Origin of the sequence: Vibrio metschnikovii CIP 69.14, assembly GCF_000176155.1 — a bacterium.
GTDB lineage: Bacteria > Pseudomonadota > Gammaproteobacteria > Enterobacterales > Vibrionaceae > Vibrio > Vibrio metschnikovii.
Genome location: NZ_ACZO01000005.1, coordinates 45,570 through 58,788, shown reverse-complemented (window position 1 = coordinate 58,788; position 13,219 = coordinate 45,570). Strand labels below are relative to the sequence as shown.

Below are 13,219 nucleotides of genomic sequence, written 5' to 3'. Positions count from 1 at the left end.
TTATTAAGCGTCAAGTGCTTACCCATTTGACGCTTTTTTCATTGAGCACAATAAAAAGGCGATACAGTTCAGACTTTTAGTTCATCGCCATTGTGACTATCAACAAACAAGACAATAATTTCTGTAACTAAATATTCAAAAGTAATTAACGTCATGGATTCGACCTACACCATTATTATCGCTGATGATCACCCATTGTTTCGTAATGCGCTGTTTCAATCCGTGCATATGGCGATCAGCGGGGCTCATTTACTTGAAGCAGATTCATTAGACGCTTTATTGAGCTTATTAAGCCAGCAAGCGGATGTTGACCTACTGCTGCTCGACCTGAAAATGCCCGGAGCCAATGGCATGTCGGGCTTGATTCAATTGCGCGCGCTTTACCCTGAGTTGCCCATCGTGGTTATTTCTGCCAGTGAAGAATCAGCGATAGTCTCTCAAGTCAAACATCATGGTGCGTTTGGTTTTATTCCTAAATCGAGCGATATGCGCAGCTTGATCAGCGCCCTTAATCAGGTACTCAATGGCGAACCTTATTTCCCCGCAGGATTAGCGGACATGCCTAATCAAGGCAATGATTTAGCCGAGAAAATCGCTACGCTCACGCCCCAACAATATAAAGTGTTAGGGATGCTCTCCGACGGTTTACTGAATAAACAAATCGCCTATGAATTAAATGTCTCTGAAGCGACCATTAAAGCACATATGACAGCAATTTTTCGCAAACTCAATGTCACCAACCGAACTCAAGCGGTGATTTTGCTCAAACAAATCGAATGGTAGTTGACTGGCTGTGTGCGTCATCACCCACGCTCACTGCCAGTCCATTGAATTAACTATAGGACTTATTCTGTCGACTCTTCCTCTTCGGCAGGTAAGCGTAAACCGACTTTGGTCACTTGCCAATCGATCACATCCGCTACCACCCACTGCAAGCCGTACCATTCAAAATAGTCCCCCAATACAGGGCTGTTACCTAACTGCTCAGCAACCAACTCTTTCAGCGTCATATTTGCCGATTGATCACCTAAATCTAAACCGTACAACAATGCGACATCGACCAACTTGGTATTAATGTCCAAGAAAAAATCACCAAAAAAGCGAGCCAACGAGGCTTTTTCTGGCGCTTCACTGAACAATTGGCTTAAAGCTGGAAGATCGTTCTCTTGACCTAAGACACAAAGAATATCCGCCTCTTGTAGCTGAGTGCTACCGGACGGATAAAGCAATTGTTGATCGCGAAACACTGCCACAATTCGAGTTCCTTCCGGCATAAACAAGTTGCGTAGCGGTTCACCGATACACCATTTATCTTCTTTGAGTCGATAGACAAACAGCTCCCACTGACTGGCAGGAAAAGCTTCGACACCAGTACGATAAATCGGCTCGGGTTTTGGGGGCAGTTCCACTTTAGCCAAACTCATCGCTTGAGTTAGTGAGCCTCCCTGCACGATTAGGGAGACCATAACCACGAAAAATGCGAGATTAAAATACAACTGCGCGTCTGGTAATCCGGCCATCATCGGAAACACGGCCAAAATAATCGGCACCGCGCCACGCAACCCCACCCAAGAGACAAACCACTTTTCACGAGCGGTAAAGCTTTTAAAGGGCAGTAAGCTTATCCACACCGACAACGGACGCGCAAAGACGATCATCCCAAACGCTAAAGCTAATCCTGGTAAAGCAATATCCAGTAAATTAGAAGGAGTGACTAATAACCCTAGCACCAAGAACATGCCAATTTGAGCCAACCACGTCATGCCATCCAGCACGTTTAAAATAGATTGACGACCACGAGTTGGACGGTTACCGAGCAGTAAACCGACTAAGTAAATCGACAAAATACCGCTACCACCTAAAGCATTGGACAAAGCGAAAATGATTAAACCACCACTGACGGTTAAGATTGAGTAGAGCCCTTCAGGTAGCTGAGTGTGGTTAATCAACTTCCACAATAGCCAACCTCCGATCAAGCCCATCAACGCACCAACACCAAATTGCTGAACAAAACTCAGCGCTAAAAATCCAGCACTTAAATCTAGGCCTTGATTACCCAATACAGCAATCAGAGTCACAGTAAGAAATATCGCCATTGGATCGTTGGTGCCCGATTCAATCTCCAGTGTCGCCCCTACCCGTTCATTTAGGCTGCGACCTTTAAGTAACGAGAAAACGGCCGCCGCATCCGTAGAACCAACAATGGCACCGACTAAGATCCCTTGTAATAAACTCAGGTCAAAGAGCCACATGGCCATCAAGCCTGTCAGCATGGTGGTAATCGCCACCCCAAAAGTAGCGAGGGAGATCGATGGCCATAAAGCGACACGGAAACTCGCCACCCGAGTGCGCATCCCACCATCCAGCAAAATGATTGCTAACGCCAAATTACCAATCAAATAAGCCAAGGGGTAATTATCAAAAACAATGCCCCCTAAACCATCTTCTCCCGCCAGCATACCGACGGCGAGAAACACCAATAAAATTGGAATGCCTAATTTGGATGATACGGGACTGAGCAAAACGCTTAATGCGATCAGTAATGCTCCAATCAGAAAAAAACTATTAATGGTAACTGCGTCCACGTATCCTCCTATCATCGATTAATGATATCGCCCTAACACATTGTCTTTGGTCTATATTGTGCACTACTTTATGACACAGTAACGAAAAGTTTATGTAAACAAATGACGATTTAGACAAAATAGATCCAGCAAAGACGCCTCACTGAGCGAATAGCGCTTATTATACCTTTGGCTAATCTCTTCGCTCTACTCACTAAAAAAACCGCTAAAAACAAAAATAAACCATTATAAATCAAGCAAATAAAACAGCCCCCATCACGACTAAAGTTGCACAGATCGCTAGCATAAAGCCTGCTAACCTTCAAGAGTAACAATAATTTAACATTACAGGGAAGAAGGGACACAACTATGGCTGATCATAACAACAACGCCGCTGCTTACTGGAGCGCTAACCTGCGCTACATAACAATTAGCCTGATCGTTTGGGCCTTAGTATCTTATGGATTTGCAATCTTGCTGCGCCCGATGCTCGCTGACATTCATATTGGCGGGACGGATCTGGGCTTCTGGTTTGCACAACAAGGTTCAATTATTACCTTTATCGCGATCATTTTTATCTATGCATGGAAAATGAACAAGTTAGATAAAAAATTTGGTGTAGAGGAGTAATTTTCATGAGTCAATTTGCAATCAACTTACTGTTTGTTGGTGCCTCTTTTGCACTCTACATCGGTATCGCCATTTGGGCCCGCGCTGGGTCAACGAAAGAGTTTTACGTCGCCGGTGGTGGCGTTAATCCGATTACTAACGGTATGGCAACCGCCGCCGACTGGATGTCTGCTGCTTCATTTATCTCGATGGCGGGTTTGCTGGCTGCCGGTGGTTATGCCAACTCTTCTTTCTTAATGGGCTGGACGGGAGGGTATGTCCTTTTAGCCATGCTGTTAGCACCCTACCTACGTAAATTCGGTAAATTTACCGTGCCTGATTTTATCGGTGATCGCTTTTACAGCAAAGGCGCTCGTATCACGGCAGTTGTTTGTTTAATTATCATGTCCGTGACCTATGTTATCGGTCAAATGACCGGCGCAGGTGTCGCTTTCTCCCGCTTCCTAGAAGTCAGCTCTTCTACGGGGATCTGGATCGCTGCTGCTGTGGTATTTATTTACGCCGTATTCGGCGGTATGAAAGGCATTACTTACACCCAAGTTGCTCAATATGTAGTGTTAATTATTGCCTATACCATTCCTGCGGTTTTTATTTCATTACAGCTAACCAATAATCCGATTCCGATGTTCGGTATGTTTAGTACTCACACTGAATCAGGCCTACCACTGCTGGTGAAATTAAACGAAATTGTCAGTGAACTTGGCTTCCAAGATTACACCGCTGACGTCAGTAATAAACTGAATATGGTACTGTTTACCTTATCATTAATGATAGGTACGGCAGGCTTACCACACGTTATTATCCGTTTCTTCACGGTACCGAAAGTGGCGGATGCACGTTGGTCGGCTGGCTGGACCTTAGTGTTTATCGCCTTACTGTATTTAACTGCTCCAGCGGTTGCCTCTATGGCACGTTTAAACTTGTTAACCACCCTTTATCCTGATGGTCCTAGTGCGCCTGCGCTTAATTACGCAGAACGTCCTGACTGGATTCAAACTTGGGAGCAAACTGGCTTAATCCGCTGGGATGATAAAAACAATGATGGCCGAATCCAAATGTACAACGACACTCCTGCTTTTGCTGAAAAAGCGGCAGAGCGCGGCTGGGCTGGCAATGAGTTAACGGTAAATAATGATATCTTAGTATTAGCCAACCCTGAGATTGCCAATTTACCAAGTTGGGTTATCGGCTTAATCGCCGCCGGTGGTATTGCCGCTGCATTATCAACCGCCGCAGGCTTGTTACTAGCCATCTCATCAGCCATTAGTCATGACTTAATCAAAAATATTATTAATCCACGCATCAGTGAAAAAGGAGAAATGTTAGCCGCTCGGATCTCCATGGCCGGTGCTATCTTGCTGGCTACCTATCTAGGGCTCAATCCGCCCGGGTTTGCTGCGCAGGTGGTGGCCCTTGCCTTTGGTATCGCAGCAGCAACCTTATTCCCAGCATTGATGATGGGGATATTCTCTAAGCGTATTAACAGCGCTGGTGCCATTGCCGGTATGCTAACTGGTTTAATTGTGACTCTACTCTATATCTTTACTTATTTAGGTTGGTTCTTTATCCCGGGCACGAATATGCTGCCCAATACACCGGATAACTGGCTATTTGGCTCATTCGGTTATGGTATTTCACCGCTATCATTCGGTGCTGTGGGTGCCATGATTAACTTTGCTGTTGCCTTTGCGGTATCCGCGGTTACAGCGCCACCACCAAAAGAAATCCAGGACTTGGTAGAAAGTGTTCGTTATCCAAAAGGCGCTGGTGTTGCGATTGACCATTAATCAATCGCAACCAAGGTGACAAGATTAACATCAACTCACCACTGTACACTCGGGCTTTCAACTGAAAGCCCGAATTTTTAGCAAGACACTATGTTTGAGTAGGATGACCGTATGTTTTGGGAATTAATTGCCACCTTTTCCGCTGGTTTAGGCGCCGCAGGCATCGCCTTGTTATTGAGAGCGATCACCCTGAAAAAACTACCTAATTGGATTATTCCGGTATTTGCCGGAGCTGGCATGTTGGGTTTTCAGATTTACTCAGAATACACCTGGTTTAGCCATCAACGCAGTCTATTACCTGCTGGCGTTGAAGTGATACGCACAGCGCAAGAAAGTTCAGGCTGGCGACCTTGGAGTTATCTTTACCCACAAACACTGCGCTTTGTTGCCGCTGATATTAATAATGCCAGCGTTAATCAACGCTACTCTGCATTAGTTCTGGTTGACTTATATTTTTTTGAACGACGAATGCATGCCAGACGCGTACCTCAAGTCGTGGATTGTGAGGCCGGTGCCCGCGCAGATTTTAGCGAAGATTTACAGATCCCTGCGACAGAAGAAAACTTAACAGCCGGTTGGTACAAGCTAGCAGCCGATGATCGATTATTGCTTTTATTGTGTCAGCGAAACTAACCCAACGTTAAAAATAAGCTTAGTGATTATCAGCGTTTTGCTGTCTCGAGTAAGGCATGACTGGCTAACATTAAACGGTCCGTCGCTTTAAGTGCAATTCAGCCCAGCATTATGCTGGGCTGATTATTCATATCTTGATCGGCTTACCTGACGTTTCGGGTTTAACCAAGGTCAATTTATTAATTAAATAATTCAGTAGCACCCCATACATCGGAACAAATAGACCTAAGCTGATCAAGAGCTTCAAACCATAATCGACCAAAGCAATCTCAGTCCAATGCTCAGCCATGAACGGATCTGGACTTTGGTAAAAAGCAATTGCAAAAAAGGCTACTGTATCCAGTGCATTACCGAATAGGGTTGACGCGGTTGGCGCTACCCACCATTGTTTCATCTGTCTTAGGCGATTAAAGACATGCACATCTAAGATCTGCCCCAGCAAATAAGCCATAAAACTCGCTACCGCAATACGCGCAACAAACAAGTTAAATTCACTGAGTGGTGTGAAACCTTGGAACTGGCCTTCAAAGAAAATTACCGATAACAAATAGGAAACCGCAAGCGCAGGAAGCATCACCCAAAAGATGATTCTACGCGCTAAACCAGCACCAAAAATACGTACCGTTAAATCGGTGGCAAGGAAGATAAAAGGAAACGTAAACGCGCCCCACGTGGTGTGAAAACCGAAGAGTGTGAACGGTAGTTGAACAAGGTAATTACTTGACGCAATAATCACCAAATGAAATAACACTAAATACACCAGCGCTTTGCGCAACTGAGCAGGAGTAAACGGACTCATATTGGACCTTTTTAGTTTGGTTTGGGGGCGAGGGAACCCAAAGGAAAGCCGCAGCTTCAGTTAATAATGTTACTTAATCGAACAACAATTGCTGAATTAAGGGCGGCGATTATACGCAAACAGGATAAGCTCGCAAGGGTTACTTATTAAGCAATCGTTATCTTCAATAAGAAATTTTTCTGTACACAGATTAGCCTATCGAGATAGCCACAGCTTTTACTTGAGCCGATCCGCTGGATCATGCTACTCTTCGCGTCCATTTTTCTGACCTAAATTGCCACTTTCTAAACGGCATTACACTGGGTCAGTGCTAGTCTTAAGATAAAACTAGCGTTAATTTACAATGATAAAATAGCGTTTCTCTCATCTTCCAACTCAAACGTGGAACCGAATAAATGGGCAAAGGTACTCTGTATATTGTCTCTGCACCTAGTGGCGCAGGAAAATCTAGCCTAATTGCAGGACTATTGGAACGAAACCCAACCTATGCGATGAAGGTTTCCGTCTCACATACCACTCGTGGAATGCGGCCTGGAGAGCAAGATGGCGTGCATTATCACTTTGTGCAAAAAGAACAATTTGAAGCACTGATTGAGCAAGGTGAATTCCTTGAATACGCCGAAGTGTTCGGTAATTACTACGGAACCTCGCGAGTCTGGATCGAAGATACGCTAGAGAAAGGCATTGATGTTTTCCTAGATATCGATTGGCAAGGCGCGCAACAAATTCGCCAGCAAATGCCTCACGCAAAAAGCGTATTTATTCTACCGCCCTCCAAGGAAGAGCTGGAGCGCCGGTTGAATACACGTGGACAAGATAGCGTAGCCGTGATTGCTAAACGTATGAGCGAAGCTCGCTCTGAGATCTCTCACTATTGTGAATACGACTATGTGATCGTCAATGACGACTTCGATGTCGCTTTGATGGACTTTAAAGCCATCTTACGCGCAGAAAGATTAAAGCAAGATAAACAAGCCGCTAAATATCAATCGATGATCGCGGCTTTATTGGCGGAATAACCCCGCCTTGTCCACCAACGAAAGTCGCCATCACTAACACGGCTGACTTGCGTTGGATGACGATGTAATTTGGGCATCGCCTGTCGCTAGTATCTGTTAGCGTTAGGCTGTATACTTTACAATCAACCCTATTTTAGTTAACTATTTGGAGTTCTCATGGCACGCGTAACTGTTCAAGACGCTGTTGAAAAAGTTGGCAACCGTTTCGACTTAGTTCTGATTGCGGCTCGCCGCGCTCGTCAAATTCAAACGGGCGGTAAAGACGCTCTAGTGCCGGAAGAGAACGATAAGACCACGGTTATCGCTCTACGCGAAATCGAAGAAGGTCTGATCACGAAAGATGTACTTGATAATCGTGAGCGTCAAGAGCAACAAGAGCAAGAAGCAGCAGAATTAGCCGCGGTAAGCAGCATCGTTCATAACCGCTAATTCTGTATCAGCAAGGATTCAACTGACGGGCCTGAAATTTGTATCTATTCGATAGCCTCAAAAGTGTTGTCCAAGAATATCTCACAGAGCCTCAAATAGAGGCTCTGCGCCAATCTTACCTAGTGGCAAGAGATGCTCATGAAGGGCAAACCCGCTCAAGCGGGGAACCGTATATTATCCACCCTGTTGCAGTGGCTCGAATCCTAGCGGAAATGCGTTTGGATTTAGAAACACTGCAAGCGGCCTTGCTGCACGATGTTATCGAAGATACCTCTGCCACTAAAGCACAACTAGAAGCCCAATTTGGGAGCGCTGTCGCCGAACTGGTCGATGGTGTGTCTAAACTGGATAAACTCAAGTTTCGCGATCGTAAAGAAGCCCAAGCGGAAAATTTTCGCAAAATGGTGCTAGCGATGGTGCAAGACATTCGAGTCATCTTGATCAAACTCTCTGACCGTACGAACAACATGCGTACGCTCGGTGCGTTGCGTCCCGATAAAAAACGGCGAATTGCCCGTGAAACATTAGAGATCTATGCCCCTCTCGCTCACCGCTTAGGTATCCATAATATTAAAACTGAGCTCGAAGAGCTGGGTTTTGAAGCCTTATATCCGAATCGCTTTCGGGTCCTCAAAGAAGTGGTCAAAGCGGCTCGTGGTAATCGCAAAGAGATGATTCAACGCATCCATAGTGAAATTGAAGATCGCTTACGAGAAGTCAACCTCTCAGCGCGAGTGGTTGGCCGAGAGAAAAATCTTTATTCCATCTATAACAAGATGAAGACTAAAGAACTGCGCTTTCACACCATTATGGATATCTATGCTTTTCGAGTGATTGTCGACTCTGCCGATACCTGTTATCGCGTATTGGGCCAAGTCCATAGCCTATATAAACCACGCCCAGGGCGAGTGAAAGATTACATCGCGGTCCCTAAAGCCAACGGCTATCAATCGTTACATACCTCCATGGTCGGCCCACATGGCGTCCCTGTCGAAGTGCAAATTCGCACCGAAGATATGGATCAAATGGCCGACAAAGGGGTTGCCGCTCATTGGTCTTATAAAGCTAATGGCGAACGAGGAGGCACCACGGCGCAAGTCAAAGCCCAGCGTTGGATGCAAAGTTTACTTGAGCTACAACAAAGCGCGGGTAACTCGTTTGAATTTATTGAAAACGTAAAATCGGATCTCTTCCCCGATGAAATCTACGTCTTTACTCCCAAAGGGCGCATCGTGGAACTGCCGATGGGCGCTACCGCGGTCGATTTTGCTTACGCGGTTCATACTGATGTGGGCAATACTTGCGTGGGTTCACGAGTCGATCGCAACCCTTACCCGCTGAGCAAACCACTTAAAAATGGTCAAACCGTTGAGATTATCAGTGCGCCCGGCGCAAGACCAAACGCCGCTTGGCTCAACTATGTGGTGACCTCTCGGGCGCGAACTAAAATTCGCCAAGTGCTGAAAACCATGCGCCGCGAAGAGTCAATCACCTTAGGTCGCCGACTGCTCAACCACGCCCTCGGTGAGCGCTCACTGGCCGACATCAGCCCAGAAAATTTTGCCCATGTATTAAGTGAACTTAAAATCGCTAACGAGCAAGATTTACTCGCCGCGATTGGTTTGGGTGAACTAATGAGTATCGTCATCGCACGTCGCTTACTGGGCAATGCCGATGAGCTCAACGAAACAGAAAACCCTGACGGTTCGGCGAAGAAAAAATTACCTATCCGCGGCGCAGAAGGCATTTTATTAACCTTCGCTAATTGCTGCCATCCAATCCCTGATGATTCGATTATTGCTCATGTTTCTCCGGGACGCGGCTTGGTTGTACACCGTGAAACCTGTCCAAATGTACGCGGCTACCAACGAGAGCCCGATAAATACATGGCGGTGGAATGGACCAAAGATTACGACCAAGACTTTATCGCTGAACTGACGGTGGATATGCACAATCGTCAAGGTGCGCTGGCCGATTTAACCAATGTTATTTCCAATACCGGTTCAAACATTCACGGCCTCTCTACCGAAGAGCGCGATGGCCGTTTGTATACCGTGACGGTACTGTTAAGCACCAAAGACCGAGTCCACTTAGCGGGGATCATGCGAAAAATCCGCGTGATGCCAAACGCCTTAAAAGTGCGGCGTAGAAAGTACTAACCCTTTAACGCACAGAAAGCCCTGAATCAGGGCTTTTTTATTAGCAATAGACTGACTAAGAAAAGGTGTGCAGCACAACGCGAGCACATAAATAGATTTATGAATTTAGAACGTTATCAACGCATTCAAGATGTGCTTAAAGCCCGTCAAACCGATTTAACCGTCTGTTTGGAAGAAGTCCACAAACCGAATAATGTCTCTGCAGTGATCCGCACCGCCGATGCGGTTGGGTTACACCAAATTCATGCTGTATGGCCAAACGAACAAATGCGTACCTTAAGCCACACATCGGCTGGGGCGCGCAATTGGGTTGAAGTCCAGACTCACAACAGCACGCTAGAGGCCGTCAGTCACTTAAAAGAGACTGGCATGCAAATACTGGTGACCAATTTATCCGAGCACGCTATCGATTTTCGAGCGATTGATTACACCCAACCCACCGCCATCATTTTCGGCAGTGAAAAGTCAGGCATCTCGCCACAGGCCTTACAATTGGCCGATCATGATATTGTTATTCCCATGGTGGGTATGGTTCAATCCTTGAATGTTTCGGTGGCTAGTGCGCTGATCTTATATGAAGCGCAGCGCCAGCGTCAGCAAGCCGGGATGTATGACCGCGAGCAAAGCGCCCTATCCCAAGCAACGATTCAACGTATTTTGTTTGAACGCGGTCATCCGGTTCTGGCTAAAGTCGCCAAACGTAAAGGATTGGCATACCCATTACTGGACGATCAAGGGCAGATCATCGCTGATAAAAAGTGGTGGGACGCGATGCAGCGCGCATAATTTAACTGTACAAATACACAGCTCAATGATTGAATAACACGTACCATTTCTGATTAACTGGTTGATATTATGTCGCAGCTTCTTTCCGCAATACCATTAACATCGCTATCGGGTGTCGGCGCTAAAGTCGCGGAAAAGCTTGTTAAAGTTGGCTTAAGCAATGTACAGGATCTGCTGTTTCATCTTCCACTGCGTTATGAAGACCGCTCACGCATCTATCCGATGGTCAAGCTACATCCAGGCTTATGGGCAGCAGTCCAAGGTAAAATAACCGCCACTGATACCCATTTTGGGCGGCGGAAAATGCTCACCGTAAAGATCAGTGATGGTAATGGCTCTCTCACGCTGCGTTTTTTCAATTTTACTGCAGCGATGAAAAATAGCTTTGCGATTGGTAAGGTGATTTATGCGTTTGGCGAGATCAAACCCGGAAATCACGGACTGGAGATCATCCATCCCGATTATCAGCTTTATACTCAGCCACAAGAAACACAACCCGAAGAGGCAACCCTGACCCCTGTTTATCCAACCACGGAAGGCCTAAGGCAAAGCACACTGCGCAGCTTAACCGAACAAGCTCTTGCGCTACTCGATAAAGCCGCGGTACAAGAACTGATGCCTGATGGATTGTACGATAAACAGATCAGCCTCGCTCAAGCGCTGCATATTTTGCATCGCCCGCCTACTGATATCGATCTGAGCCAATTTGATGAAGGGCGTCATCCCGCTCAAGTTCGCCTGATCATCGAGGAGTTATTAGCGCAAAACCTCTCCATGCTCGCGGTGCGTAGCAAAGGTCAACAAGACGCGGCGCTGCCTCTCATCACTCAAGGCCAACTCAAAAAACAATTTCTTGCCCAGCTGCCTTTTCAACCGACTCAAGCGCAAACGCGAGTCGTACAAGAGATTGAAACCGATCTCAGCCAAGCCCATCCAATGATGCGCCTAGTGCAAGGGGATGTCGGTTCCGGAAAAACGTTGGTCGCCGCTTTAGCCGCACTCAGAGCCATTGAACACGGTTATCAAGTAGCGCTGATGGCGCCAACCGAATTGCTTGCCGAACAACATGCGGCGAACTTCGCCAACTGGTTTGCTCCGTTAGGTATTCAAGTTGCTTGGCTTGCTGGCAAACTAAAAGGTAAAGCTCGACAAACTGAATTAACACAGATTGCCAGCGGCACCGCAAAAATGATCGTCGGCACCCATGCACTTTTTCAAGAGCAGGTTGAGTTTGATCACCTTGCGTTAGTCATTATCGATGAGCAGCACCGTTTCGGGGTCCATCAACGCTTAGAGCTACGTGAAAAAGGCGCAAAACAAGGCGCTTATCCACACCAGTTAATTATGACTGCGACCCCGATCCCACGTACTCTTGCCATGACCGCCTATGCGGATTTAGAAACTTCAATTATTGATGAACTGCCTCCCGGACGCACGCCAATCCAAACCGTGGCGATCCCGGATACCAAGCGCAGTGATATCATCGAACGGGTTCGTCACGCTTGCCTGCATGAGCATAAACAAGCTTATTGGGTCTGTACTTTAATTGATGAATCTGAAGTGCTTGAAGCTCAAGCAGCGGCTGATACCGCTGAAGAACTACAGCGCCAGTTGACTGAACTTAAGATTGGCTTGGTCCATGGACGCATGAAACCCGCAGAAAAACAGCAGGTGATGCAAGCCTTTAAAGACAATCAATTGCATCTTCTCGTAGCAACCACCGTCATTGAAGTCGGCGTCGATGTACCGAACGCTAGCTTGATGATCATTGAAAATCCAGAGCGATTAGGTTTAGCACAATTGCATCAATTGCGTGGCCGAGTCGGTCGAGGCTCTGTCGCCAGTCACTGTGTGCTGCTGTACCGTTCACCCTTATCGAAAACCGCACAAAAACGTTTAGCAGTATTACGAGAGAGCAACGATGGTTTTGTGATTGCTCAGCGCGATCTAGAAATTCGTGGTCCGGGTGAATTATTGGGCACGAAACAAACCGGATTAGCTGATTTCAAAATTGCCGATCTGGTTCGTGATCAACGCTTAATTCCAGAAGTACAAAGAATAGCGCGGCACATTCATGATCACTATCCCACTCATGCTGATGCGATTATTGAACGCTGGCTCGGTGAGCGCGAAGTCTACGCCAAAGCATAATATTCACCACATTCTCGTTTTCGTGTTACTTGAACGTACAATAATGTCTGTTACCCCTTATTGACACATTGAAAAGCAAACGTTTGCTTTTTCTGATTAAGGATCTATAATCCTCGCCCAAAATCACCAAGATGACGATTTCTCTACTAGCACTGGACTATAGCAAGCAGAGAATCCGGCTTGGTCAACTCAGAGTTGAGCCTGATTAACAGCAATCACAGGCGATAAAAACTCAACGGTGACGGCCCATTCAGCGCACGTC

11 protein-coding genes are annotated in these 13,219 nt (G+C 46.4%); 9 read left to right on the top strand and 2 right to left on the bottom strand.

What is annotated here, in order from left to right; all coding sequences use genetic code 11:
• Window positions 1-153: 153 nt before the first annotated feature.
• Window positions 154-783, top strand: coding sequence for a response regulator transcription factor (locus tag VIB_RS02470; RefSeq protein ID WP_004394413.1), 630 nt, complete (start codon window positions 154-156; stop codon window positions 781-783).
• A 62-nt stretch (window positions 784-845) separates the two neighbouring features.
• On the opposite strand, the gene VIB_RS02465 is transcribed toward VIB_RS02470, so the two are convergent.
• On the bottom strand, window positions 846-2,585 hold the full coding sequence (locus VIB_RS02465; RefSeq protein ID WP_004394412.1) for a potassium/proton antiporter: 1,740 nt from the start codon (window positions 2,583-2,585) through the stop codon (window positions 846-848).
• 348 nt (window positions 2,586-2,933) lie between these two features.
• On the opposite strand from VIB_RS02465, the gene VIB_RS02460 reads away from it, so the two are divergent.
• From VIB_RS02460 to VIB_RS02450, 3 genes are all read left to right on the top strand, one after another.
• On the top strand, window positions 2,934-3,194 hold the full coding sequence (locus VIB_RS02460; RefSeq protein WP_040903912.1) for a DUF4212 domain-containing protein: 261 nt from the start codon (window positions 2,934-2,936) through the stop codon (window positions 3,192-3,194).
• Window positions 3,195-3,199: 5 nt separating this feature from the next.
• The gene (locus VIB_RS02455) at window positions 3,200-4,981 is read left to right on the top strand and encodes a sodium:solute symporter family protein (protein ID WP_004394410.1); all 1,782 of its coding nucleotides are present in this window, start codon (window positions 3,200-3,202) and stop codon (window positions 4,979-4,981) included.
• A gap of 111 nt (window positions 4,982-5,092) precedes the next feature.
• A complete protein-coding gene (locus VIB_RS02450; protein WP_040903910.1) occupies window positions 5,093-5,614 on the top strand; it encodes a hypothetical protein in 522 nt (173 codons plus the stop codon).
• 127 nt (window positions 5,615-5,741) lie between these two features.
• On the opposite strand, the gene VIB_RS02445 is transcribed toward VIB_RS02450, so the two are convergent.
• Window positions 5,742-6,413: a 7-cyano-7-deazaguanine/7-aminomethyl-7-deazaguanine transporter gene (locus VIB_RS02445; protein WP_004394408.1), complete on the bottom strand. Its 672-nt coding sequence runs from the start codon at window positions 6,411-6,413 to the stop codon at window positions 5,742-5,744.
• 395 nt (window positions 6,414-6,808) lie between these two features.
• Between VIB_RS02445 and gmk the strand changes: the two genes are divergently transcribed.
• The 5 genes from gmk to recG all read left to right on the top strand — a co-directional run bounded on the left by gmk (window position 6,809) and on the right by recG (window position 12,957).
• Window positions 6,809-7,432, top strand: a complete 624-nt coding sequence (gene gmk / locus VIB_RS02440) for a guanylate kinase (RefSeq protein ID WP_040903908.1) — start codon at window positions 6,809-6,811, stop codon at window positions 7,430-7,432.
• 156 nt (window positions 7,433-7,588) lie between these two features.
• Window positions 7,589-7,861, top strand: a complete 273-nt coding sequence (gene rpoZ, locus VIB_RS02435; protein WP_004394406.1) for a DNA-directed RNA polymerase subunit omega — start codon at window positions 7,589-7,591, stop codon at window positions 7,859-7,861.
• A gap of 38 nt (window positions 7,862-7,899) precedes the next feature.
• A complete protein-coding gene (gene spoT / locus VIB_RS02430; protein ID WP_040903905.1) occupies window positions 7,900-10,020 on the top strand; it encodes a bifunctional GTP diphosphokinase/guanosine-3',5'-bis pyrophosphate 3'-pyrophosphohydrolase in 2,121 nt (706 codons plus the stop codon).
• 99 nt (window positions 10,021-10,119) lie between these two features.
• A complete protein-coding gene (trmH, locus tag VIB_RS02425; protein WP_004394404.1) occupies window positions 10,120-10,806 on the top strand; it encodes a tRNA (guanosine(18)-2'-O)-methyltransferase TrmH in 687 nt (228 codons plus the stop codon).
• Window positions 10,807-10,875: 69 nt separating this feature from the next.
• Entirely contained in the window at window positions 10,876-12,957 is a 2,082-nt protein-coding gene (recG, locus tag VIB_RS02420) for an ATP-dependent DNA helicase RecG (RefSeq protein ID WP_040903903.1), read from the top strand.
• The last annotated feature ends 262 nt before the right edge of the window (window positions 12,958-13,219 follow it).

Excerpts from the sequence above, each read along its gene's own strand:
- VIB_RS02470 (WP_004394413.1), top strand. The coding sequence starts at position 154 with ATGGATTCGACCTACACCATTATTATCGCTGATGATCACCCATTGTTT.
- VIB_RS02460 (WP_040903912.1), top strand. The coding sequence starts at position 2,934 with ATGGCTGATCATAACAACAACGCCGCTGCTTACTGGAGCGCTAACCTG.
- VIB_RS02455 (WP_004394410.1), top strand. The coding sequence starts at position 3,200 with ATGAGTCAATTTGCAATCAACTTACTGTTTGTTGGTGCCTCTTTTGCA.
- VIB_RS02450 (WP_040903910.1), top strand. The coding sequence starts at position 5,093 with ATGTTTTGGGAATTAATTGCCACCTTTTCCGCTGGTTTAGGCGCCGCA.
- VIB_RS02445 (WP_004394408.1), bottom strand. The coding sequence starts at position 6,413 with ATGAGTCCGTTTACTCCTGCTCAGTTGCGCAAAGCGCTGGTGTATTTA.
- gmk (WP_040903908.1), top strand. The coding sequence starts at position 6,809 with ATGGGCAAAGGTACTCTGTATATTGTCTCTGCACCTAGTGGCGCAGGA.
- rpoZ (WP_004394406.1), top strand. The coding sequence starts at position 7,589 with ATGGCACGCGTAACTGTTCAAGACGCTGTTGAAAAAGTTGGCAACCGT.
- trmH (WP_004394404.1), top strand. The coding sequence starts at position 10,120 with ATGAATTTAGAACGTTATCAACGCATTCAAGATGTGCTTAAAGCCCGT.
- recG (WP_040903903.1), top strand. The coding sequence starts at position 10,876 with ATGTCGCAGCTTCTTTCCGCAATACCATTAACATCGCTATCGGGTGTC.